Here is a 22,966-nt window from a genome sequence, read left to right as displayed (position 1 = left end):
CCGCATCTACCACATCGGCCCCGAACCGCCATAACCCCCTGGGTTTGGGCCAGTCGACGTGCGCCGCCTAGGTCACAGTGAAGGTGGCGGCGATCCAAGCCGACTTGTGCCGGCCAGCCCAAGACTTCTTAGAAGACAGCTCTTGCCGTGACGGAATGCACGGGCTCCAGCGAGCCGTCTCTAGCGCGGAACCGGACAGCGGGTGAACGACTCACCATGGGTATGCGTAAAGCAGTGGCAGGTGCGCTCGTGTTGATCGTGTCTGCCTGTAGCCAGGCGAAGCCGGGACCGGTGCCGCAGCCCACCCCGGCGCGGCCGGAGCAATGCGCCACCGCGGTCGATACCGTGCCGGAGCCTCCGCGCACCCTGGAGGTCGTGCTCGGCGTGGTAGCGCTGCCCACGCAGAAGGTGTTGCAGGCCAACGATGTTGGCCAGCCGGGTGAGCTGTTCGCGAAGCAGGGCCTCGTGGTCAAGGCCGACGCCGAGGTCGAGCTGGCCGTCGGTGATGGGGTGGTCGGTGCCCGCCTGGAGTGGAACGGGGTCGCGACGACCGGCCCGGTCACCCACCACGTGCCGTGCGTGGGGCAAACCGGCTGGCGCGCCTACGCGGGCGGTTTCTACGTGGCCGAGCCGTCCTGCCTGCCGATCATGGTGCGGGCAGGGTCAGGGGAGCAAACCGTCAGGATCGCCGTTGGGGTCGCTTGCTGAATGCGACTTACTCAGAACGGACGGTAGCGAAACACCGCAGGGACGCGTGGGTGGGGCGGCTTGCCCAATGGGACCCGACAGGCGGCGTAAGCGGCGCCGCGATCGGGGCGCGCTGGGGAGGGGGTGGGTGTCGGCAGTGGAGAGCCCGGCCCGGCGCGCCCTAGCGGCAGCGCCGGGCCTGGCGGTCACTACGCGGCGTAGACGGAGAGCACGGACAGTTGCGCTCCTGCTGCGCCGGTGTTGCTCGTGAAGTTCAGCCTGACGAAGCGGGTGCTGGCCGAGCTGAACGTGATGGTCACCGTGTTGCCGGTGGCCGGGTTGAACGTATAGGTGGACGAAGCCACGATAGTGGAATATGTGGTACCCGTGGGGCTGCCCTCTACGGACAGAATTTGCTGCCTGGTGGACCAGGACGCGGCCGGAGGCAGATTGAGTGACACTCTGCTGACCGACTGTGAGCTGCCGAGGTCCACGGTGAGCGTCTGCGGGAATCCCGCGGCGCTTTCCCAGTAGGTACTGGAGTTCCCGTCGACCGCGTTGGTGGCCACATAGGTCTGGGTGATGCTGCTGGCCGTGATCGGGCGGTTGAGCGCTAGGTCAGGGTTGGGTTGCGAGCCTGAGGTTCCCATGACCTGAAGTTCGGACAGTTGCCCGGCCGGCCAGCCGGTGTTGGCGGAGATGGTGACCCGCACGTGGGTGGCCGTCGTGCCGGCCGGAACGTTGATGGTCACCGTGTTGGCAGTGGATGGGTTGAAGGTATACGTGGTCGAGGCCACGATTGAATTGAAGGTGGAACCGTTGGTGCTGCCCAGAATCTGTAGCGTCTGGTTGCGTGAGCCCCAGCCCGGTGGGAGCTTCAGGACTATCGAGCTGATCGTAGCGGACACCCCGAGGTCCACGGTGATGGATTGCGGGAATGCGTTGTTGGGGCTTTCCCAATAGGAGTCCGCGTTGCCGTCCACCGAGTTGCCGGGCACGAAGTTCTGGTTGCTGTTGCCGCTCACCGGCCGGTTGAGAGCGAGGTTGGTGACCCCGCCGGTGGTGCCGGTGCCGGAGAGGTTGACGGTCAGGGTGGGGTTGGTGGCGTTGCTGTTGACCGTCAAGGTGCCCGTCTTGGCACCGGCCGAGGTCGGGCTGAAGGTGACGTTGACGGTGCAGGACGCGCCCGCGGCGATCGAGCTGCCGCAGTTGTTGGTCTGGCCGAACTGGCTGGCGGCCGCGATCGAGGTGACGGAAGCGGCGACGCTGCCGGTGTTGGCGATGGTGATCGCCATAGCCGGGCTGGTGGCGCCCACGTTGACAGTGCCGAGGTTGAGCGAGGTGGGCGAGGCGGTCAGCGTCGCCGAGCCGGGCGTGACGCCGGTGCCGGTGACGTTGACGGCCAGCGCCGGGTTGGTGGCGTTGCTGTTGACCGTCACGGTGCCGGTCTTGGCCCCGGCCGAGGTGGGGGAGAAGGTCACGCTCACGATGCACGACGCGCCCGCGGCGAGAGTGCTGCCGCAGTTGTTGGTCTGCGCGAACTGGCTGGCGGCCGTGATCGACGACAGGGTCGCGGCTGCTGTGCCCGTGTTGGTGACGGTGAAGGTTTGCGGGTTGGTGGTGGTGCCCACGTTCACCGAGCCGAAGCTGAGGCTGGTCGGGGCAGCGGACAGGGTGGCGGTGGGTGTGCCGGTACCCGGGAAAATCTGGAACTCGGAAACCTGGCCCGCCGGCCAACCGGTGTTGGCGGTGATGTTGACCCGGACATAGCGAACGCTAGCCGCGGCGAAGGAGATCGCCACCTGGTTGCCGGTGGCCGGATCGAAGACCCGCCCGGCCGAGGCCGACAGGGTGGAGAAGGTGGTGCCGTCATTGCTTCCTTGCACGGAAAGGGTTTGCGTGCGCGTGCCCCACGACGTGGCGGGAGGCAGCCGCAACGTCACCGAGCCGACCTGCGTGGGCGCGCCCAAGTCGACCTGGATCCATTGCGGGAAGGCATTGTTGGCGCTCTCCCAGTAGGTGTCGGGGTTGTTGTCGTTGGCGTTGCCCGCCACGAAGCCGTTGTTCTGTGAGCTCGCCGTGATCGGCTTGCCCAGCGCCAGGTTGGATGTTCCGCTGATGCCTGTCCCGGTCAGCGCGACCGTGAGTGGTTGCGGCGTAGTGGAATTGGCGACGCTCAGGGTGCCGGCCTGGGTGCCGGCCGAGGTGGGGGCGAAGCGGACGTTGATGGTGCAGGAGGCGCCCGCGCCGAGCTGTGTTGGGCAGCTGTTGGTCTGCGTGAACTGCCCGCTGACGGTGACCGACGAGATGTTCGCCGGACCCGGGTTGGGATTGCTGACGGTGATCGCCTGCGGAGAGCTGGTCTGGCCCACCAGAAGCGAGCCGAACGCCGCCGACGATGGGCTGATCGTCAGGGCGCTGGAGTCGGCCATGCCACGGCCGACGAAGTCGACCCAGTTGACGTTCATGATCGGGCCTTGACCGGTATTTCCGGTCGGGTTCTTGGCCACGAAGAAGAGCGGGCCGCTGGCTGTGCTCGTATTGATTGCTGTGGAAACGTCGATATAGGTCTGCCAGCCGCCGGTGGCCGCGAATGTTGCTGTGCCAAGCAGAGTGCCGCTCGCGGACCCGGTGCGCACCTCGATGCGCCCGCCCGCGGCGGCGGAGGCGACCCGGAACCCGATCGCGGTGATGTTGGTGAGGTTGACCGGGCTGAACGACCAGTAGTCGCCGTCCTCGATGAAGCCGATGTTCTGGAATCCACCGGCCGGGTCCGAGGCGGTTTCGCGCTGCACGCCGGGGTCGCCGCCGCCGATCGCGCCCGGGGCGCGGCCGGTCGAGGTGAAGTGTTCGGCCTGCTTTCGCTTGGGCTGCAACTGAATCAGCTTGCGGCCGACCAGACCGCCGTTGTCGGCGTAGACGGCTTCGAAGACCGAGAAGACGTTGGAGTCGTCGCCGTGTCCAGAGCTGGCCGGGATCTGCACCAGACCCGAGCAGCCGGTGTAGTTCTGGATCGGGTGACCGTGCTCGTCATGGCCCAGGTAGTACTGCAGCACCATCCGCGAGCAGTTGGCCGTGCCGTCCTCGGGGTCGGTGACCGTTGCGGTGTAACGAACCTGGTCGCCCCACCCGAAGACGCCACCGTCCGCGGGGAAGGTGAGGTTGACGATCGGAGCCGTGTTGCCCACGGTGATCGGCACGTTCGCCACGCCGGTCTGCCCACCCGGGTCGCGCACGGTCAGCTGCGCGGTGTAGTTGCCGGCCGTGGCGTAGGTGTGCGAAGGGTTCTGGGCGGTGGAGGTGCCGCCGTCGCCGAAGGTCCAGGCGTAGGTGATCGGCTGACCGCCCGGGTCGTTGGAGCCGGCGGAGGAGAAGTTCACGGTCAGCGGCGTCGGACCCGAGGTCGGGGTGCCCGAGGCCACCGCGATCGGCGCGGCGTCGCCTACGGTGTAATCGATTCGGTAGATGCCGGAGTCGGCGTTGTTGCCGCCGAAGCCGGTGCCCCATTCGATCAGGTACATTGCGCCGTCCGGCCCGAACTCCAAATCCATGGGGCGCAACACATTTATCCCGGGCAGCAGCTGGTTGATGTCGACCAGCGACTTGCCGTCCGGGGTGACCTGCATCGTGTACATCTTGTTCTGGTTCCACTCGCCGAAAAGCGCCTTGCCGTCCCAGTAGGCGGGCCATTTGCGGGCGGAGTTCAGCGCGGCGTTGAAGCGGTAGACCGGGCCGCCCATGGGCGCGCCACCGCCGCCGATCTCGGGGAACAGCGGGTTGCCATCGTAGTCATAGTCGACCGTCGCGGCCCTGGCCGGGGGCAGGTTCTGCAGGCCGGTGTTGTTGGGGGAGTTGTTGACCGGCGCGGCACAGTTGAACTTCGGCCCGCTCGGTCCGGACGGGAAGGTCCAGTCGTTGTAGGCGTAGTTGTTGCCGTGGCAGTAGGGCCAGCCGTAGTTGCCCGCGGTGACGATGTTCCATTCGACCGTTCCCGAGGGGCCCCGGTTCGGGTTTTCCGCGCCCGCGTCCGGGCCGTAGTCGGCCACGTAAAGCGTGTTGGTGGCCTTGTCGGTACCGATGCGGAAGGGGTTGCGGAAGCCCATCGCGAAGATTTCCGGCTTGGTGAGCGCGGTGCCCACCGGGAAAAGGTTGCCGCTGGGGATGGTGTAGGTGCCGTTGGCCTCGGGGTGGATGCGGATTATCTTGCCCCGCAAGTCATTGGTGTTGCCCGAGGTGCGCTGCGAGTCGAAGTCCTGCCGCCCGGCGCGCTCGTCCAGCGGCGCGTAGCCGTCGGACTCGAACGGGTTGGTGTTGTCTCCCGTTGCCAGATAGAGGTTTCCGGCGGCGTCGAACGTCATCGAGCCGCCCGCATGGCAGCACGTGTTTCTTTGGGTGGGTACCTGGAGCAGCACCACCTCGCTGGAAAGGCTGATCGAATCCCCGACCACGGTGAAGCGGGAAATCTGATTTCGGGCGCCCCCGGCCGGCGGCGCGTAGTAGAGGTAGACCCAGCCGTTGCTGGCGAAGTTCGGATCGAGCCGGATGCCGAGCAGCCCGTCCTCGTTGCCGGTGAAGACGCTCAGCGAGATCGCGGTGACGGTGGTACCGGTCGCGGGCTTGATGATCTGCACCCGGCCATCGCGCTCGATGTAGAAGACGCGCCCGTCCGGGGCGACGTCGAGCTCCATCGGGTTCTGCGTGTTGCTGTCGAGCGTGACCTTGGAGAAGCTCCCGGTCAGCGAGGCCTTGCAGTCCGCCCCGACGACCCCGGCGCTCGTCTGGATCCCGCCCAGCAGGTGGTTGCGGAACGCAGTGTCGCTATAGGACTCGATCGTGTGACCCAGCCCCGTGTACCAGGACCGCCCACCGTCATAAGCCTTGCACCAGGCGATCGGGTGATCCGCCCCCATCGTGCCGCCGCTGTAGCTGCGCTCGTCCAGGCTGGCGAGCACGTGGGCGCCGCTGGATCGCGGGTTGGTCTGGAAGTTGTACAGCTCGTCCAGACGTGACCAGCGCGCGGGCAGGTGCGCGGTGGAGTTGTGCGCCGGGTCCTCGACCTTGACCGTGGCGGTCGGGGTGCCCGCGGGGTGGGCGGCGAAGTAGGCGCCGACGAGGTTGCCGTACCAGGCCCAGCCGTATTCGGTGTCGGCGGCGGAGTGCACGCCCGCGTAGCCGTGACCGGCGCGGATATACCGCTCGAAGGCCGCCTGCTGGTTGGCGTCGAGCACGTCACCGGTGGTGTGCAGCCAGACCACGGTCGCATAGTTGGCCAGGTTGGCGTCGGTGAACGCGGCCGCGTCCTCGGTCGCGGTGACCGTGAAGTTGTTCGCGGCGCCCAGTTGCTGGATGGCGGTGATGCCGGCGGCGATCGAGTCGTGCCGGAAGCCCGCGGTCTTGGAGAAGACGAGGACGTTGTAGGGAGCGGCTTGGGTCGGCGTCGGGGCGATGAGGGCGGTCGCCACCAACACCGCGCAGAGCATTACTCGGCGCAGTGCGGACACGGGTGATCTCCTTGCCAGGTAGACCCGGTTGAGCGGAGACCGGAGGACGGCATGCAAAGGATGCAAGTTCTTCGAAACAAGCTAGCAATATCGACGCAAAAGTCAACCCAAACTAGAGCAAAGACTTGATGGTCTTGCCTTGCCCGTGTCGACTAAACTGCGGCCATGCTGCTCCTCCAGCTCCGCCGGACAGGCCTCCTGGCACTGTTCGCGCTGCTGGTGACCATCGGGCCGAGCATGGCCGGGGGCGGCTTCGCCGGTGTCGTGGCGCTCACCGTCGCGGCGGTCTGCGTCGCGGTGGCGCTGAGCCGGGTCGCGTTGAGCGACATCGCCGCGGCCGACGGCGGCTCTATCCGCCGTGAGGGTGCGGCTGGCGTGCTCTATCTGCGGCACGCCCATCCAGACGCGGCGGGACATCCCAGGCCGAGAGCTCCGGGAATCGCCTGACATCCAGTCAGGTCAACCTTTCCCGTCTCGTCCACATTGGAGTTCTGCCATGCCCTTTGACTTTCTTGCCGTGCCCGCGAACTATCTCGTCGCCGGCCTCGCCAGCCTCACCCACCTGCCCGTCGCCGCTGCGATCGTGATCGCCACCGGATTGGTGCGGCTGGTCCTGGTACCCGTCGGAGTCGCCCAGCACAAAGCGGACAAACGCCGAAACGCGTTGCTGGCCAAAATGGCCGCGTTGCGCGAGCGCTATGTCAACAGCCCCAAGCGATTGGAGACCGAGCTGGGCGACCTCTACCGCACGGAGGGCGGCGCGATGTTTCGCGGCTGCCTGCCCATGCTGGTGCCGATGCCGGTCTTCGCCGCCCTCTACCAGCTGTTCGTCTCCCCGACCGTGGGTGGCGGGGCGAACCTGCTCATGCAGCAGACCATGTTCGGCGTCCCGCTGGGCGCACACCTGCTCGGCGCCACCGGTCCTCAGGTGATCGTCTTCGTGTTGCTGCTGGTCACGCTCGCCGCGATCGGCTACCTGTCATCGCGGCTACTGCAGGCCCCCGGCGCGAAGCCCCACCCGCTCCTGAAGATCCTTCCCTATCTCACCACCGTTTTCGCCATCTTCGTGCCGCTGGCCGCCAGCCTGTACCTGGTGACGACCACCGCGTGGACAGTGGCGCAGACGGTCGCGCTGCGGCACTGGCTGGGCTGAGTATCTTGTGCCGATGACCCAACCCGCCGCCCGGCCGCCCACGTCATAGTCGCGTGAAAGACGCCGAGTACACCGACTTCGTCAGCGCGCGGCTGGAATCGTTGCGCCGGCTGGCCTTTCTGCTCTGTGGCGATGCGCACCGAGCAGATGACCTGGTTCAGCAGGCGATCACGAAGCTTTACGTGCGCTGGCGCAAGCTTGCCGACGTCGCCAACCTCGACCAGTACCTGCGCACCATCCTGCTGCGTGAGTTCATCGACGAGCGGCGCAGGTCGTGGGCGAAAGTGCGGCTCGTGGCACAGGCCCCGGAGGCCGCTGCCCGATCCGACGACGCGGCGGCCCGGCTCGACCTGCGGGCCGCCCTGCTGCAGCTGCCCAAACGGCAACGCGCCGTGGTCGTGCTGCGGTTTCTGAGCGACCTGTCGGTCGACGACACCGCTGCCGCGTTGGGCTGTTCGGCCGGAACGGTCAAGAGCCAAACCGCCGACGGGCTGGCGAAGCTGCGTCGTCTGCTCGGCGACGAACTGATCGCCGTGGCTTCCGGGAGAGGGTGAACCATGAATATTGACGAAGAGTTCGGCCGGCACCTACCGGCCCTGTTGGCCGAGGAGCCGATGCCTCCGTCCACAGTGGACATCGGGCTGGCCATGACGGCGGGGAGGCGTCGCCGTCGCGTGCGCCATGTGGGCAGCGCGATCGCTGTGCTGGCAGTGATCACGGCGGTGCCGATAGCCCTGCAAAGCCAGCGGCCGCAAGCCCCGCCGTTGGCCCTGCCATCATCGTCGCCGTCGATGGCGGGCAACCCGGCGGCGTGCGAGGTCGCCCAGACCGCGGCTGGGTTTCTGACCTTCAATACCGATCCCACCGGAAGGCATTTCGCCGGAACGGTCGAGGACAGCAACGCCGAGGAAGTGGCCCGCCACCAGCCCGCGATCTGGCGCGACGGGAAGATCGAGAGGATCCCCATTCCGGCCGGCAACAGCGGCTATGTCGATGCGATCAGCGCTTCGGGAATGGTGGTCGGCCGGCTGGTCGGCAACACCGGCGTCGTCGTCTTCGCCTATGCCAACGGAAAGCTGCAGGTCTTGCCGCAAAGCCAGGACTCCCGCGTTTCCTCCGTCAACGCCTCCGGGGTGATAGCCGGCTCGCAGCTGTTCGAGGGCCACTGGCGTCCGGTGCGATGGCGTTCGCTCACCAGCGCACCCGAAAAGCTGGCGCTGCCTGACGGCGCCAACTCCGGCATGGCCTCCGTCGTCACCGACGATGGCCGGGTTCTGGGGTCGGCGGGCTTCGCGCAGGCCGGCAGCTATCAGGGAGGTCCCTATCTGTGGACGCCGGATGGCAAGGGTTCGGCACTGCCCACCCCCGGCGGGCTGAGCGTCGCGGTGGCCGTCGGGGGTGGCGAATGGATCGGTGGCCAGGTCCCGGCGAAAGATGAGGCTTCCAAACCCGATGCCTTCGTCCTCAACACGCGGACCCATGAATTCCGGCGCTTTCCCAACATCCTGCTTGAAGGCGAGATGTCGGTCAGCGCCATCGGCTGGTTCATCGGACAGCGCTTGGACAACAAGGGTCAGCGGGTGCTGACCGACGGAACCACGTTCATTACGCTGCCGCCGCCGCCAGGTTCAGCCCATGTCGTCCTCGACAGCGTCGCCGCCGACACGACCGTGGTCACCGGGCACCGCACAGAAATCCCCTACGCGGGCGTCATTTGGCGCTGTCACTAGCCGGGTGACCTCCGCCGGTGCGGAGGTCACCCGGTTGGGTGCTAAGGGCTGGTGCAGGTGGCGCCGGAGGGCACCGCCGTGTTGCCGTTGGGCCGGGTCGCCTGGAATCCCCAGGTGGTCGAGGCGCCTGCGCCGAGACTGGCGTTCTGGCCGCTGATTCCGCGCGCGGTCACGGTTTGGCCGCTGATGGTCACGGTCGCGTTCCAGGAGCCGGTGATGGTGTGCCCGGCCGGCAGCGCGAAGGTGACCGTCCAGCCGGTGATGGCCGACGTGCCGGTGTTGGTCACCGTGTTGGGCTGCATGACGTAACCGTTGCCCCACCCGGTTTGCAGGGTCAGCGTCGCCGAACAGCCGCCCGAACCCCCACCGCTGGTAGTGGTGGCGGCCAGGACCGGGGTGAACGGGCCGACGTTGTTCTGGGTGTCGCGCGCTCTTACCTGGTACCGGAAGGTGGAGGCCGAGGCCAGGCCGGTGTCGGTGAACGGCGGGTTGACCGGCTGGCCGACCAGGGCGAAGCTGCCGCCGCTCGCGCCAGCGGCGCGGAACACGTCGTATCCCGCGGTGTTGCACGATGCCGGTGGCGGGGACCAGCTCAGCGTGATGGAAGAGGGGCCGGAGCCGGTGACGGTCAGGTTGGTGGGTACACAACCGGTTGAGCTCGTGGTGGTGACGTTGACGATGCCGGAGTAGGGCGAGGCCCCCGCCGAATTGCTGGCGCGCACCCGGTATCGGTAGGTGGTGCTTGCGGTCAGGCCGGAGTTGTTGAGGAACGTCGCGGTCGCCGAGGTTCCAATTTGGACGAAATTGGTGCAGGCCGAGCCCTGGCACCGCTCAATCTGATAGGCGGTGACCGTTCCCGAGGATGCCGTCCACGTCAGAGCGACCGAAGACGCGGTGACTCCGGAGGCCACCGGCGTGCCGGGCGTTCCGGGCGGTTGCGTGGGCTGGCCTCCCAGAAGCGGGGTCAGCGCCGGGTACCACCGGTCGGAGATCTTCTGGAAGCCCGAGTCGTCGGGGTGTACCCCGTCGCCGTTGGTGTCCGCGACCGTGTCGAAGCCGGTGAACTGGTCGACCACCGTGATCGGTGATTGTGCCGTGCTCATCCCGGCGGCCCAGCCCGGGATGGCGTTGTTGAGCGCGGTGACCCCGGGCGGGCACCAGGTGCAGCCACTCGGGGCCATCGGGATGATCTGCGCGACCAGGATCTTCATGCTCGCGTTGCTGGCGCGCATCTGGTCGACCAGCCGGGTGAAGGCGGCGATGATGGTCGCGGCGGGGACGTTGTTCCAGACATCGTTGGTGCCCAGGTGCATCAAGACGATGTCGGGCTGGGTGGCGGAGAGCCACCCCGGCAGCTGGTTCTGGTTGGCGATGCCGGTGGCCAGAAAACCGCCGTGCCCCTCGTTGTCGCCGTCGTGGGCGACCGAGCAGCCGCCGCCGGGCAGCGTGCCGACGAAGTCGATGTTGGTGAAGCCGTTGCGCTGCAAGCGATCCCAGAGCAGGGCCCGCCAGCAGCCGGGTCCGCCGGTGATGGAGTCGCCAAGCGGCATGATCCGCAGCGGGGCCGCCATGGCCGCCGACGGCGCGATGACGGTCAAGGCGAACGTCGCGGCCAGGGCGGCGACGACGGCAGTGGCGATGCGCGTCGGCCACCTGGTGGTTCGTGAAGATCGAGACATGGGGGCGCCTCCGTGGGACGGGTTCAAGAGCTTCGATGGAAGCGCTCCCACCATGCGCTCGGCTGCGCGGCGATGTCAAGCGTGCATGAAGTGACGCCCTTGACTGCATGGGAGCGCTCCCGTTAGCGTGGCTTAACCGGTTCATTAACCCGCTATGAGGTGAGCTATGAACGTCCCCCTAGCTCTTGGCACGCGTCGCGTGCTGCGCCCGGTCGCGCTGGCTGTCGCCATCGCGCTCGCGGTCGCGATGGCCTGCGTGATGCTGATCGCCCGAGCCGGCGCCGCCACCACGTTCGCCCAGCGTTGTGGCATCCACTTCTGCTTCAACGGCAAGACCTTCTACTTCGCCGGCGCCAACACCTACGACGTGTTCACCTACGGCGGCAGCTGGGGCGACACCGAAACCACCTACATGGACAAGGCGCGCATCGACGCGCACTTCACCCATCTGCAGGCCGACAAGGTGACCGTGTTGCGGCTGTGGATGTTCAGCCATGAGAGCTGGCACGGTTTTGAGCCTTCCAAAGGCGTCTACAACGACCAGCAGTTCGCCTTGTTCGACTATGTGATCCAGTCGGCTAAGGCGCACAACGTCATGCTCATCCCGGTCTTCGAGAACTATTGGGAGGCCTACGGCGGCATCGACACCCGGCTGGCGTGGGAAGGCCTCACCGGTGGGCATCCCGGCCGGGCCAAGTTCTTCAACAAGCAGCAATGCCCGGGCTGCTTCACCTCGTACAAGAACTACATCACCTACGCGCTTAACCGGGTCAACCATTACAGCGGCATCAGGTACAAGGACGAGCCGGCCATCTTCGCCTGGGAGCTGATGAACGAGCCCCGTTATCAGGACGTCAGCCAGGCCGAGAACACCTCCGGGGCCACCCTGCGGGCCTGGGTCGACGAGATGGGCGCCCACGTCAAGAGCATCGATAGCAATCACCTGCTCGGCGCGGGCCTGGAGGGGCACGAGTCGCGCTACGGCTTCGGTGGCAACGAAGGCAACCCGTTCGTCTTCATCCACCAGTCGCCTTCCATCGACTTCACCTCGGCGCATCCCTATCCCACCGAGGGCTGGGCCGGTCTGGATATTCCGCGCACGAAAACGCTTATCCGGGCTTGGATCGCGGACTCGCACAACGTGGTCGGCAAGCCGTTCTACATGGGGGAGTGGAACGTGCACTCCGACTGGTCGAACTGGTGGTCGCAGATCTATACCGACTTCGAGGCGGCCGGCGGTGACGGCAGCGGCTTCTGGTGGTACAAGGATGGCAGCGGCGGGGGCGGCTTCGACACCACCTTCGGCGCGGCCCAGCTGAACGTCTTCCGTCAGCACTCCGCCAATATGATCGCCAAGTCGGCAGGTACGCCGCCAACCTCATCGCCCACCTCAGCGCCCTCGCCGTCGGTGTCGCCCTCGCCTTCGGTGTCACCTTCACCATCGGTGTCGCCGTCACCGAGTGGCAGCTCGTCGTGTCAGGTGAGTTACAAGGTGGATTCCACGTGGGGAGGCGGATTCAACGCCACCGTCACGGTGCGCAACACCGGATCCACGACGTTCAGCAACTGGGTGCTGACGTTCACCGCGCCCAGCGGCGTCTCGCTGGGCAACGGCTGGAACGCGACGTGGAGCTTCGCGGCCCCCACCTTCACCGTCCGCGCCCCGGCGTGGGCGCCGAACCTTGCGCCCGCGGCGAATTGGGCCCCGGCCTTCACCGGCAACGGCCCGTCGAGCCCAGCTCCCACCGGATTCAAGCTCAACGGGCTCACCTGCGCGGTGGTCGCCGCGTAGGCGACTGCCGCACAGTCAGCGGCGTTTGGTGGCACGCGCCATGTAGTCGGCTATCCAGCCGTCGGCGGCGCGCTCCCGCCAGATCCGGGTGACCTCCGCGTCGTAGTCCGGCGCGGGGGTCAGCCCTCGCACGTGCGCTTTGTGCAGGCGGAAGGTGTCCTGCGGGATGGTGGTGGCAAGCCGCGCGGCGTGCGAGACCGCATAGCTCAGCACGGTTTCGGGCTCGGCGAGCTCGTCGACCACGCCGAGCTCCAGCGCTTCGGCGGGCGAATAGACCTTTCCGGACAGGGCCATCTGGCGTGCCCGCTGCGGGCCGACCGCGTGAGCCATGATGCCGAAGGCGGCGGCCGGGAAAGGTACCCCCACCACCAGTTCCGGGATGCCGATGCCGCCGCGTCCGGTGGTCATGATCCGGTGGTCGCAGCAGCTGGTCAGCACGCAGCCGCCCGCGATGGCGTGCCCGTTGACGGCGGCGACGACCGGCTTTTCACAGGTGAGCACCGAAGTGAAGGCGTCGACGAGGGCCGGGATGAAGGCGTCGACGTAATCAGGCCCGCCCTCAACGATGCGCCAAAGGTCGACGCCCGCGCTGAAGGCCGAGCCGTCACCGGTCAGCACGATGCCCCTGTGCGCCTCGGTGGCCAGGTCGCGGAACGTCGCGGTGATGGCCTGACACAGTTCCAGGTCCAGGGCGTTGACCTTGCCGTGGGCCATCCGGACCACGGTCACGCCCTCGACATCTTCGAGCTTCATCATGTCGTGATTAAAACATCGACCGGTAGCCTGGACGGCGTGCGTGACCTCACCAGTTCCAAGCTTCGCGATGTCGGGACGACCATCTTCACCGAGATGACCGCGCTCGCGCGCAAAACCGGGGCGGTCAACCTGGGTCAGGGTTTCCCTGACAGCGACGGCCCGCCCAAGGTGCTCGCCGCGGCGCAGGCGGCGATCGCGTCGGGCCTCAATCAGTACCCGCCGCTGGATGGCCTGCCCGAGCTGAAGCAGGCGATCGCGAGCACCCGGCAGGCCCGCTACGGGCAGGAGTTCGACCCCGACGGGCAGATCATGGTGACCGCGGGCGCCACCGAGGCGATCGCCTCGGCCATCATCGCGCTCTGCGAGCCCGGCGATGAGGTGGTGCTCTTCGAGCCCTACTACGACAGCTATCTGGCCAACCTGGCGATGGCGGGCGCGGTGCGGCGGCCGGTGCAGCTGCGGCCCGACGGCGAGCGCTTCGGCTTCGATCCCGATGAGCTGCGCGCGGCGATCACCCCGCGCACGAAACTGTTGCTGCTCAACAGCCCGCACAATCCGACCGGGAAGGTTTTTACCCGCCAGGAGCTGGAGCTGATCGCCGCGCTGTGCATCGAGCACGATCTGATCGCGGTCACTGATGAGGTCTACGAGTACCTGATCTACGACGGCCTGGCGCATCTCCCGCTCGCGACTCTGCCCGGCATGGCCGAGCGAACGCTGACCATCTCCTCGGCGGGTAAGACCTTCAGCGCCACCGGCTGGAAGGTGGGCTGGGCCTGCGGTCCGGCCAACCTGGTGGCGGCGGCCCGCAAAGCCAAGCAGTTCCTCACTTTCGCCGGCGGGACGCCGTTTCACGCGGCGGTCGCGGTCGGGCTGACCGAGGAGCTGGGCTGGGTGAGTGCGCTGTGCGCCGATCTGCAGTCCCGGCGCGACCGGCTGCGGGCCGGGCTGGAGGCGTGCGGCGCCAAGACATATCCGTGTGAGGGAACGTATTTCCTGCAGATCGACGCGCGGTCGCTGGGCTTCGACGACGGCATCGAATTCTGTCATCATCTGGTGGCCAAGGCCGGGGTGGTGGCCATCCCGGCTCAGGTCTTCTTCGACGACGTCGAGTCCGGAAAGCGTTATGTGCGTTTCGCTTTTTGCAAGTCTGATGTGGTACTGGATGAAGCCATCGCCAGGCTCGAGAGGAGCTTTTAGATGCGGGTAGCGGTATGCCAGCTCAACGCGCGATCGGATCGCGCCGCCAACCTCGCCTCCGCCCGGGACCTGTTGGAGCGCGCCGCTCAGGCCGGGGCCGACCTGGCCGTGCTGCCGGAATTCACCGACTACCTCGGCCCGGCCGACGGCACGCCCAAGGCCGAGCCGCTCGACGGTGAATATGCGAGCTTTTTCGCGCAAGCCGCGCGGCAGCTGGGGATGTGGGTGCTCGCCGGGTCGTTCCACGAGGCCAGCTCCGATCCGCAGCGCAGCCACAACACGGCTCCGCTGTTCAACCGGGCCGGCACCCTGGTCGCGGCCTACCGCAAAATCCACCTCTACGACGTCGAGATCCCGGGCCGGGTGTCCTATTTGGAATCCTCGGTGATCGCCCCCGGGGCGGAAACCGTCGTCGCCGACGTCGAGGGCGTGCGGGTCGGGCTGTCGATCTGCTACGACCTTCGCTTCCCCGAGCTCTACCGGCGGCTCGCGGTCGAGGGCGGCGCTCAGGTGATCCTCGTGCCGGCCGCGTTCATGCTGCACACCGGAAAGGACCATTGGGAGGTTCTGCTGCGTGCTCGCGCGATCGAGAACCAGTGTTACGTGGTGGCGGCTGGCCAGATCGGCGACCACGACCCGGGCCGCACCTGTTACGGCCGCAGCATGGTGATCGATCCATGGGGCACCGTCATCGCGCAGGCCCCCGACACCATCGGGGTCACCGTGATCGACCTCGACCTGGAGCGGCTGACCAAGATCCGGGCGGAGTTGCCGAGCCTGGCCAATCGGCGGCTGTGACAGCTACTGCGTTTGTGCCGGTGCGGCGGCGAAAAGGGCGGAGGCTCGCTTGGCCGCACCGGCCGACTGAGGGGGGATCAGTCGTTGGGAAACGCAGTCATCTCTAAAGCGCCGCGGGCCTGAGTTGTGTCACCGGCGCGAGGCGTGCGGCGGATTCGGCTCGTGGGTCGGCTTGGGATCCTTGGATTTGTCCGCTTTTTCCTTGTCGGGCAACGCCGTGCAATACGCCTCGACCCTGTCCGCGCCACCGGCCGCCGTCACCAGGTCGGCATAGGCAGGGGTGGTCAAAGCCTTGCTCCGGGCCTGAGCGTCCTTGCTGAGATAGGAGTTGCACAGCCCACCGAAGGCGGCCGCGGCCGAACTCGCGGGCGTCGGTGAGGCGGGCGACGAAGCCCGGGAACGCCCCGGCGTGTTCGAGGTCGGATTGCCGGTGGGGGATACCCCGGGACTCTGGCTGAACGGGCCGGGAATGATGCCGGTGGTGGAGGCGAAGGCAAGCCCGCCCACCGTGATCGTGGCGGTGATGGCGAGCACCTTGAAGGTGAGCAGCTTGCGCCACGAGGGCCGGCGCCGCGCGGGCGCGGGTGCCGCCCGGAAAGCCAGGACCGCCTCCTCCTCGCGGGCATATTCGTAGGGCCGCGGCGGTCCACCCGCGGCGGCCAGCAGCTCGGCCAGCCTGTCGGCACCGGCGGCACGGGTCGGCGAAACACCGTCGAGCAGTTGCTCGGCGGTTTCGCGATCCAAATGGCGCCTGTGCTCGTTCATCTCATCCCTTCAGCGTCGCGCCCCACGTTTAGTGTCACTCTGCCGTGTCGTCTCGGCTGTGCCCAAGCGCATCGTTCAATCGCCGCAACCCACGGTAAGCGGCGGTGCGGACAGCCCCGGAACGCTTACCCAGAACGACGGCGGCCGATTCCGCGTCGAGCCCGACAACCACTCGCAGCAGCACGGCTTCGGCCTGATCCCGGGGGAGAGTGGCGATCATCGCGAGCGCGGCGTCGGTGGAGATGACCTCCATCGCCGCCGAGGCGGTATCGCTTCTGTCGGGCATCTCCACCATCGCCTCGACCGGCATGGCGATCGCCGGCCGGCGCTGGTGGTGGCGCACGTGATCCAGCGCACGGTGCCGGCCGATCGTCACCGCCCAGCGGCGGAAACCCAGCCCGTCGCCCTTGAAGCTGCTCAGATCGCGTACCACCTGCAGCCAGGTCTCCGAGGCGACGTCCTCCGCGTCGGCGCCCACCAAAAGTTGCAGATAGCGCAGTAAACCCGGCTGAATCGCCCTATACAGCGCCCGAAATGCCGCTTCATCGCCGCCGCGAGCTGCCTGAACTGCGGACGACAGATCATCTGTCGCCGGGTTCGGCTCGTTCTCGGTCACTGGCGATGGTTCCTTCCGACGGCCTTTGATTCTGCACACAAGGGCGCTGTGACGCGAGTCCGGCACTCGGCTGTGACAAACAACGGACGCTCGGCGCTGTTATACCGGCGCGAATCGTGCGCCTGGAAAGCGTTTAGCCAGTGAGGATTCCTGATGAAAAGGCCCGTGTTCGTGGACCACACCGGCCGGCGCAGGCGCGTCGCCATCGTGCTGGGCAGCGGCCTCGGAGTCGTTCTTGTCATCGGGCTGATCGTGCTCACGGCGGGATTGGTGACCGGTGCCCCGCTTCCGCTTCCCGGCTGGCCCGACGCGGCCCACGTCGACGACGGGGTCGCCCCGACGCCTGTCCCCGCACCAGCGCCCGGGCGAACCTCGGTGCCCAAGAAGACCACCACGCCGACCACCGCCACCTCGGCCGCTGCCACCGGGCCGGGCAACGGGAACGGCAACGGCCACGGCCGGCCGTCGAAAACGCCGGGAAAGCCCTAACGCATGCCACGTCATGTGGTCGCCCAGCGCCGGGCGATGCCCCGCCGCCCGCGCGCCCATTGGGTGCTGCTTCTGCTCGCACTGGTGGTGCTGCTCGGTTTGCTGACCCTCAACGGCTATGAGAGCGGGGTGCTGGGAGGATCCGGGCGGCCGCAGGCGCAGCCGGAGCAGGCCGTGGTGCCGGCCGAGATCGCCGAGGGCGGGCCGTTGATCCGCTTCGACGGCGCGAGCCCGCAAAGCCGGTCCTTGCCGGCCAAACAGATCGCGCTCACCTTCGATGACGGGCCCGACCCGGAGTGGACGCCGAAGATTCTGGACGTCCTTGCCGAGCAGCAGGCCAAGGCGACGTTTTTTGTGCTCGGGTCGCGCGTCAACCGGTACCCGGAGATAACTCGGCGAATCCTGGCGGAAGGCCACGAAGTGGGCTCGCACACTTTCACCCACGCTGAGCTGGCGACCGTGCCGAGCTGGCGGCGTGGCCTTGAGGTGGCGCTGACGAGCAACGCCATCGCGGGCGCAACCGGTTATCAGACCACGCTTTTCCGCCCGCCTTTCTCCTCCGGCCCGGACGCCCTCACCCTCACCGACTTCACCACTTTGCGTGAGATCGGGTCCCTTGGCTACATCGGAGTGCTCGCCGATCTCGACACCAGGGACTGGCAGCGGCCCGGCACGCCGGAGATCGTCAAGGCGGCCACTCCCGCGGTGGGCAAGGGCGCGGTGGTTCTTATGCACGACGGCGGCGGTGATCGTGCCCAGACGGTGGAGGCCCTGAACCAGCTCATCCCGCAGCTCAAGGCGCAGGGTTATCAGTTCTCCACGGTGACCGCGGCCATCGGCGCCCCATCGGCCCATGTGCCGGCCGCCGCGGGCGTGCAGTTGCGCGGTGACACGTTTCGGGGCGCCCAGATCATCGCGGGCTGGGTGACCACCGCGATGGGATGGCTGCTCGCGATCGCGCTCATCCTTTCCGTGCTGCGCCTTGTCGTGCAGCTGTTCGCGGTGCGCAGACATCTGCGCCTGGTTCGGCAGCGCTGGTCGGCAGGCCGGCCGGAGGTGCTGCTGCCGGTGTCGGTGATCGTGCCCGCCTACAACGAGTCGGCCAATATCGCGGCCACGGTGCGGTCGCTGGTCCACAGCGACTATCCCCAGCTGGAGGTGATCGTCGTCGACGACGGCTCGACCGACGGGACGGCCGACATCGTGCGGCGGATGGGGCTGCCCGACGTCTACGTGACGAGTCAGGAAAACGCGGGCAAGCCGGTGGCGCTCAACACCGGGATAGCGCTCGCGCGCGGGGATCTGCTCGTCCTCGTCGATGGCGACACCGTGTTTCAGACCAACACCATCTATAACCTGGTACAGGGTTTCGCCGACCCGCGGGTGGGGGCGATCGCCGGAAACACCAAGGTGGCCAACAGAAAGGGCTGGCTGGGCAAGTGGCAGCACCTGGAGTACGTGGTCGGGTTCAACCTGGACCGGCGCTACTTCGACGTCGCTGGATGCATGCCGACCATTCCTGGTGCGGTGGGGGCGTTCCGGGCCGAGGTGCTCGATCAGGTCCGGGGGGTGTCGTCGGACACGCTGGCCGAGGACACCGACCTGACGATGGCGGTGTTGCGGGCCGGCTGGAAGGTGACCTACGAGGAGCACGCGATCGCGTGGACCGAGGCGCCTTCCACGCTGAGAGTCCTTTGGCGGCAACGCTATCGGTGGTGCTACGGGACGATGCAGGCAATGTGGAAACACCGCCGCGCCCTGATCGAGCGCAACCGGCTGCGGCGCGGGCTGCTCTATCTGGCGACCTTCCAGCTGGCTCTGCCCCTGGCCGCCCCGGCCGTCGACGTCTTTGCGCTTTATGGCCTGCTTTTCCTTCCTTGGTACCAGATGGCCGCCGCCTGGCTGGGATTGCTGGCTATGCAGACCTTCACCGCCGCGGTGGCCCTCAAACTCGACCGGGAGTCGCAGCGTCCACTGTGGACGATCGTGTTTCAGCAGGTCGTCTACAGACAGCTGATGTACCTGGTGGTGGTGCAGTCCGCGGTCACCGCCCTGATCGGCAACCGGCTGCGCTGGCAGCGGATGACGCGCACCGGGTCGGCCGCCGCGCTGCTGACGAAACGGTGAGCACAAACAGCGAACGGGCTATTGCAAAACATATTCGGATGACCCAGCCTCAAAGAAAAATTCTTTCATGGCGGGAGTTCATTCATGGATCGAAGAAGTGCCCTTCGGGTGGCCCTGGCATCGGCCGCCGTCGCGACCGGTGCGCTGCCGGGCGCGGCCGCGCTGGCCGGCGACAAGAAGCCGCCCGCGCCCGCGGCGCAGCGCGACATCGTGTTCCGGCGCTGGAGCAGCGACACCGAGCTGGCGACCGGGACCAGCGCCGGGGTGGCCATCGCCTCCGGCGCGCTGACCCTGGCCACCGCGGCCGGGCAGCGTAGCTACACCGACCCGTTCACCGGCAGTTCCGGCTCTTACGACTACGCCACCTGGACCTCGGCCACGGTCCCGCTCGGATTCGCCGCCGCCGAAGCGATTCCGTCCTGGACGGCCAACACACCCGAGGGCGCCTGGGTGGAAGTCGAGCTGCGCGGGGTCACTGAGCTTGGCAATACCACGAAGTGGTACGTGCTGGGGCGCTGGGCGCAGGACGACGTCACCATCGCCCGTACATCGGTACCCACCCAGGGCGACACCGACGGTTCGGTCTCCATCGACACCTTCGTGGCGGCGGCCGGGCGCGGCTGGATCAGCTACCAGCTGCGGGTCACCCTGTTGCGGCCGGCCGGGTCGGCGCTCACGCCGCAGGTGCGTTCGCTCGGGGTGATGGTCTCCCGCCTGCCCGCGCCGGGTGCGGTGGTCGCCAGCACACCGCAGGCCGCGCAGGGGGTGGTGCTGCCGGTTCCCCAGTTCTCCCAAAGCATCCACCAGGGCGAGTACCCGCAGTGGAACGGCGGCGGCGAGGCCTGGTGCAGCCCGACCTCGACCTCGATGGTCGTCGCGCACTGGGGCACCGGCCCGGCGCCCGCCGACTACGCCTGGGTCGACCCGGCCTTCGCCGACCCGTGGGTGGACTACGCGGCCCGGCACACCTACGACAGCAACTATGCGGGGACCGGAAACTGGCCCTTCAACACCGCCTACGCCGGCCGTTTCGGGCTGGACGGCTTCGTGACCCGGCTGCGTTCGCTCAACGAGGCCGAGAAGTTCATCGCGGCCGGGATCCCACTGGTGTTGTCGCTGTCGTTCAAGAAAGGCAAGATCCCGGGTTTGACCTACGGCACCAACGGCCACCTTCTGGTCCTCGCCGGATTCACTCCAACGGGTGAGCCGGTGCTCAACGATCCGGCCGCGCCCAGCGACGCCGCGGTGCGAAAGACGGTGGGCCGGGCCGAATTGGAGGCCGCCTGGCTGGACAGCAGCCGTGGCGTGGTCTACGTCATCCACCCCACGTCGCAGGCGCTTCCCGCGCCCGAAGCCCAGGCCAACTGGTAGGGGTGTCGTGATGAGAGCATGAAAGAGGGACCAGCCAGGGTGCGCCAAGCTGGTCCCACCCTTATCAGCGCCGAGGGTCTCCGGATTGTCACAGTGACGTTTCCCGGCATGCCGGCGCATCTATGGACATGAAACGTTTAACTTTCTTTCTAGTCGCGTTGCTCGGCTTGACCTCTGCCCCGGCACCGGCTGTAGCGGCGGTGACGCCGATCCAGATCTTCGGCGCCTGGCACTGCAGCGACGACTTCTGCACCTGGGGCACGGCGCGCACGGTGACCCAATTCGACAGCCAGAACCATTGGCTCATCGACCGCGGCAACGGCCAGCCTTCGGTCAACGTGGTCGTGCTCAGCTTCGTCAACCCGCTCAAGCTGCTCAACCAGACCACCGACGCCACCACGCTGGGCGGGGTGCCGCGCGGTATGACGCCGGAGATCGTCAACTACTTCACCTCTCGCGGGATACGGGTGATGCTCTCCATCGGCGGCATCACCTACACCGACGACTGGGACGCGGCGCTGGCCGCCAACGGCACGCTGCTCGGCCAGCGGGCCGCGGCCGTCGCCAGCCAGCTGGGGGTCGGCATCGAGATCGACTACGAGCAGAACACCGACCCGAACGTCACCGCGCTGCAGGCTTTCATCGACGCCTATCGCGCGATCCATCCCTACGACGCGTCGGGGGCCAACCCGCGGGCGCGCCTGACCATCGACGTCGCCGCGGGTGACCGGTGGCTGATTGCGCTGAACCGCAAGGCGACCGCGGATTGGCTTCGTCCCGGCAACCCGGTCCTCGACTACGCCAACGCCATGGTCCCGGCACGTCAGCCGTCGGTCTCCTCGGCCCAGGCCAATTGGCAGGAGCACGTGGACGGCAAGGCGCAGTACAACCCGCCGGTGCCGCCGCTGGCCCCGGCCAAGTTCACCGGCGGCCTCTATGTCGCCAATGGACGCTCGCCGTTGCCCGAGTGCACCAACTTCGCCGGCTCGGTGCAGAAGGCCATCGCGCCCTACCTCCAGTCGGTCGCCCCCAACGGGGCCGGGACGACGGCCGGGATGCTCGGCTTCATGTTCTGGGCGGCCGAACGGCCCTCCACCCGGGGCATCGGCACCGTCCCGCCGAACACGTGTCAGGGCGGAATAGGAACGGCCGCAACGACTTTCGGCATTCAGACGCCCATGCCGGCCTTGCGCCAAAGCTAGCCCGCACATGAAACATCCCGGCGCCGCGCACCGACGCCGGGATGTTCGGTCTAGCTGATTATGCGCGGTAAGCGTTCCATGCACTGACCATCCGAGCGTTCTGCCCTGGCGTGAACTCGAACATGCAGGCGTCGTCGGTGTAGTCCATGAAGTTGTTCACCGGGTCGAGACCCGGCTTGTTGCGGCAGCTGTCCTGACCTGTCGGGCAGCCGAAGGTGGCCTGAGCCTCGGCCGGGGTGTCCGACACCTGGTCGCCCTGGCCGTTACACCCACCCTGGAAGGTGTGGTAGAGGTTCAGCCAGTGGCCGATCTCGTGGGTGGCGGTGTCGCCCAGGTTGTACGGAGCGGCGTCACCACCCGGCATCGACTCGCCAAGCATGACCACACCATCAGCCGTGTTGGCCTTCGACTTCGGGAAAGTTGCCCAGCCGAGCAGGTTGTCGCTGAGCTCGCCCGTGTAGATGTTGAGCACGCCCATGGTGCCCACGCGCAGGGCCGCCTTCATCTGCTTCTCGGTGTTCGAGCCGTAGACGATGGGGTACCACGCGGGGTTGACGACGCGTTCGACCGACGACAGCGAGAACGTGAACCCGGACGCCGCATAGGCGGCGTTGAGAACGTTCATCTGAGCGTTGATCATCTGGTCGGAGATCTCGCCGACCGTGTTGTTCTCCTTGATGACGTGGAACGCCACCGGGATGTTGATGGCGGCCGCCAATTGGGCGGAGCCGTCGAGTTTGCTGCGCAGGCGGATTGCCGCGGCGAAGTCCCGTTCACGCGCGGCGGCCTGGTCGTCGGTGAGCTCGTTGGGGTCTTGCTTGGCGGATCCACCGGGCCGCGCCTTGGCATCGGCCCCGGCGGTGGTGCCACAGACCGCATCGCCCGTGCCGGCGGCCACAGAGGACGCTGGGTTGATCACGAACAAGCTGGCTGCGGCCAAACCGGCCAGACCGATCGTACTGAGGGTGCGCCTCAGCTTCATCGAATCACCTCTCTTGTGGGGAAGGTGCCATGGACGTTAGGGCCGATCGAGGGAGATCGAAACCATACGTTCGTATGAGTAACTTTCCGTAATCGACTATCACAGCCAAGCGCTTGCT

Annotated in this window: 18 protein-coding genes; 12 read left to right on the top strand and 6 right to left on the bottom strand. The window is 67.3% G+C overall.

From position 1 onward, the window contains the following. Window positions 1-249 precede the first annotated feature (249 nt). Window positions 250-708, top strand: coding sequence for a hypothetical protein (locus Rhe02_RS28330; RefSeq protein WP_203911431.1), 459 nt, complete (start codon window positions 250-252; stop codon window positions 706-708). 188 nt (window positions 709-896) lie between these two features. Here Rhe02_RS28330 and Rhe02_RS28325 read toward each other — a convergent pair whose 3' ends face one another. After that, the gene (locus Rhe02_RS28325) at window positions 897-6,188 is read right to left on the bottom strand and encodes a ThuA domain-containing protein (RefSeq protein WP_203911430.1); all 5,292 of its coding nucleotides are present in this window, start codon (window positions 6,186-6,188) and stop codon (window positions 897-899) included. 165 nt (window positions 6,189-6,353) lie between these two features. Here Rhe02_RS28325 and Rhe02_RS28320 point away from each other — a divergent pair, with 165 nt between their 5' ends. Genes Rhe02_RS28320 through Rhe02_RS28305 form a run of 4 tightly spaced genes read left to right on the top strand, consistent with a single transcriptional unit; the run spans window position 6,354 to window position 9,071 of the window. Further along, window positions 6,354-6,635 carry a DUF6412 domain-containing protein gene (locus tag Rhe02_RS28320; RefSeq protein ID WP_203911429.1) on the top strand — a complete coding sequence of 94 codons (282 nt, stop codon included), beginning with the start codon at window positions 6,354-6,356 and terminating at the stop codon, window positions 6,633-6,635. A 49-nt stretch (window positions 6,636-6,684) separates the two neighbouring features. Next, window positions 6,685-7,341 (top strand): YidC/Oxa1 family membrane protein insertase, encoded by a 657-nt coding sequence (locus Rhe02_RS28315; protein WP_203911428.1) that lies wholly within the window; start codon window positions 6,685-6,687, stop codon window positions 7,339-7,341. Window positions 7,342-7,394: 53 nt separating this feature from the next. Then, entirely contained in the window at window positions 7,395-7,895 is a 501-nt protein-coding gene (locus Rhe02_RS28310; protein WP_203911427.1) for a SigE family RNA polymerase sigma factor, read from the top strand. A gap of 3 nt (window positions 7,896-7,898) precedes the next feature. After that, window positions 7,899-9,071: a hypothetical protein gene (locus tag Rhe02_RS28305; protein WP_203911426.1), complete on the top strand. Its 1,173-nt coding sequence runs from the start codon at window positions 7,899-7,901 to the stop codon at window positions 9,069-9,071. Between the two features lie 41 nt (window positions 9,072-9,112). Here Rhe02_RS28305 and Rhe02_RS28300 read toward each other — a convergent pair whose 3' ends face one another. Then, window positions 9,113-10,750, bottom strand: coding sequence for a fibronectin type III domain-containing protein (locus Rhe02_RS28300; RefSeq protein ID WP_203911425.1), 1,638 nt, complete (start codon window positions 10,748-10,750; stop codon window positions 9,113-9,115). A 166-nt stretch (window positions 10,751-10,916) separates the two neighbouring features. On the opposite strand from Rhe02_RS28300, the gene Rhe02_RS28295 reads away from it, so the two are divergent. After that, window positions 10,917-12,542, top strand: coding sequence for a cellulose binding domain-containing protein (locus Rhe02_RS28295; RefSeq protein WP_203911424.1), 1,626 nt, complete (start codon window positions 10,917-10,919; stop codon window positions 12,540-12,542). A gap of 15 nt (window positions 12,543-12,557) precedes the next feature. Here the strand turns inward: Rhe02_RS28295 and Rhe02_RS28290 are convergent, their stop codons facing one another. Beyond that, entirely contained in the window at window positions 12,558-13,298 is a 741-nt protein-coding gene (locus Rhe02_RS28290) for an enoyl-CoA hydratase/isomerase family protein (RefSeq protein ID WP_203911423.1), read from the bottom strand. 36 nt (window positions 13,299-13,334) lie between these two features. On the opposite strand from Rhe02_RS28290, the gene Rhe02_RS28285 reads away from it, so the two are divergent. Both Rhe02_RS28285 and Rhe02_RS28280 read left to right on the top strand, forming a co-directional pair. Continuing rightward, window positions 13,335-14,498: a pyridoxal phosphate-dependent aminotransferase gene (locus tag Rhe02_RS28285; RefSeq protein ID WP_203911422.1), complete on the top strand. Its 1,164-nt coding sequence runs from the start codon at window positions 13,335-13,337 to the stop codon at window positions 14,496-14,498. Next, window positions 14,499-15,296 (top strand): carbon-nitrogen hydrolase family protein, encoded by a 798-nt coding sequence (locus Rhe02_RS28280; RefSeq protein WP_203911421.1) that lies wholly within the window; start codon window positions 14,499-14,501, stop codon window positions 15,294-15,296. It begins immediately after the preceding gene. 129 nt (window positions 15,297-15,425) lie between these two features. Here Rhe02_RS28280 and Rhe02_RS28275 read toward each other — a convergent pair whose 3' ends face one another. Beyond that, entirely contained in the window at window positions 15,426-16,061 is a 636-nt protein-coding gene (locus tag Rhe02_RS28275; RefSeq protein ID WP_203911420.1) for a hypothetical protein, read from the bottom strand. Between the two features lie 34 nt (window positions 16,062-16,095). Further along, window positions 16,096-16,677, bottom strand: coding sequence for an RNA polymerase sigma factor (locus Rhe02_RS28270; protein ID WP_203911419.1), 582 nt, complete (start codon window positions 16,675-16,677; stop codon window positions 16,096-16,098). A gap of 153 nt (window positions 16,678-16,830) precedes the next feature. Between Rhe02_RS28270 and Rhe02_RS28265 the strand changes: the two genes are divergently transcribed. The 4 genes from Rhe02_RS28265 (at window position 16,831) to Rhe02_RS28250 (ending at window position 21,866) form a co-directional block, all read left to right on the top strand. Then, on the top strand, window positions 16,831-17,166 hold the full coding sequence (locus Rhe02_RS28265; RefSeq protein WP_203911418.1) for a hypothetical protein: 336 nt from the start codon (window positions 16,831-16,833) through the stop codon (window positions 17,164-17,166). 3 nt (window positions 17,167-17,169) lie between these two features. Continuing rightward, window positions 17,170-19,293, top strand: a complete 2,124-nt coding sequence (locus tag Rhe02_RS28260) for a bifunctional polysaccharide deacetylase/glycosyltransferase family 2 protein (protein ID WP_203911417.1) — start codon at window positions 17,170-17,172, stop codon at window positions 19,291-19,293. 84 nt (window positions 19,294-19,377) lie between these two features. Beyond that, on the top strand, window positions 19,378-20,664 hold the full coding sequence (locus Rhe02_RS28255) for a C39 family peptidase (protein ID WP_203911416.1): 1,287 nt from the start codon (window positions 19,378-19,380) through the stop codon (window positions 20,662-20,664). Between the two features lie 128 nt (window positions 20,665-20,792). Beyond that, a complete protein-coding gene (locus tag Rhe02_RS28250; RefSeq protein WP_203911415.1) occupies window positions 20,793-21,866 on the top strand; it encodes a glycoside hydrolase family 18 protein in 1,074 nt (357 codons plus the stop codon). A 58-nt stretch (window positions 21,867-21,924) separates the two neighbouring features. Here Rhe02_RS28250 and Rhe02_RS28245 read toward each other — a convergent pair whose 3' ends face one another. Then, entirely contained in the window at window positions 21,925-22,848 is a 924-nt protein-coding gene (locus Rhe02_RS28245) for a zinc metalloprotease (RefSeq protein ID WP_203911414.1), read from the bottom strand. Between the last annotated feature and the right edge of the window lie 118 nt (window positions 22,849-22,966).

The organism is Rhizocola hellebori, from assembly GCF_016862955.1.
Classification (GTDB): domain Bacteria; phylum Actinomycetota; class Actinomycetes; order Mycobacteriales; family Micromonosporaceae; genus Rhizocola; species Rhizocola hellebori.
This window is presented reverse-complemented; position numbering and strand designations above follow the sequence as displayed.

Excerpts from the sequence above, each read along its gene's own strand:
- Rhe02_RS28320 (WP_203911429.1), top strand. The coding sequence starts at position 6,354 with ATGCTGCTCCTCCAGCTCCGCCGGACAGGCCTCCTGGCACTGTTCGCG.
- Rhe02_RS28315 (WP_203911428.1), top strand. The coding sequence starts at position 6,685 with ATGCCCTTTGACTTTCTTGCCGTGCCCGCGAACTATCTCGTCGCCGGC.
- Rhe02_RS28305 (WP_203911426.1), top strand. The coding sequence starts at position 7,899 with ATGAATATTGACGAAGAGTTCGGCCGGCACCTACCGGCCCTGTTGGCC.
- Rhe02_RS28300 (WP_203911425.1), bottom strand. The coding sequence starts at position 10,750 with ATGTCTCGATCTTCACGAACCACCAGGTGGCCGACGCGCATCGCCACT.
- Rhe02_RS28295 (WP_203911424.1), top strand. The coding sequence starts at position 10,917 with ATGAACGTCCCCCTAGCTCTTGGCACGCGTCGCGTGCTGCGCCCGGTC.
- Rhe02_RS28290 (WP_203911423.1), bottom strand. The coding sequence starts at position 13,298 with ATGATGAAGCTCGAAGATGTCGAGGGCGTGACCGTGGTCCGGATGGCC.
- Rhe02_RS28280 (WP_203911421.1), top strand. The coding sequence starts at position 14,499 with ATGCGGGTAGCGGTATGCCAGCTCAACGCGCGATCGGATCGCGCCGCC.
- Rhe02_RS28275 (WP_203911420.1), bottom strand. The coding sequence starts at position 16,061 with ATGAACGAGCACAGGCGCCATTTGGATCGCGAAACCGCCGAGCAACTG.
- Rhe02_RS28265 (WP_203911418.1), top strand. The coding sequence starts at position 16,831 with ATGAAAAGGCCCGTGTTCGTGGACCACACCGGCCGGCGCAGGCGCGTC.
- Rhe02_RS28260 (WP_203911417.1), top strand. The coding sequence starts at position 17,170 with ATGCCACGTCATGTGGTCGCCCAGCGCCGGGCGATGCCCCGCCGCCCG.
- Rhe02_RS28255 (WP_203911416.1), top strand. The coding sequence starts at position 19,378 with ATGGATCGAAGAAGTGCCCTTCGGGTGGCCCTGGCATCGGCCGCCGTC.
- Rhe02_RS28250 (WP_203911415.1), top strand. The coding sequence starts at position 20,793 with ATGAAACGTTTAACTTTCTTTCTAGTCGCGTTGCTCGGCTTGACCTCT.
- Rhe02_RS28245 (WP_203911414.1), bottom strand. The coding sequence starts at position 22,848 with ATGAAGCTGAGGCGCACCCTCAGTACGATCGGTCTGGCCGGTTTGGCC.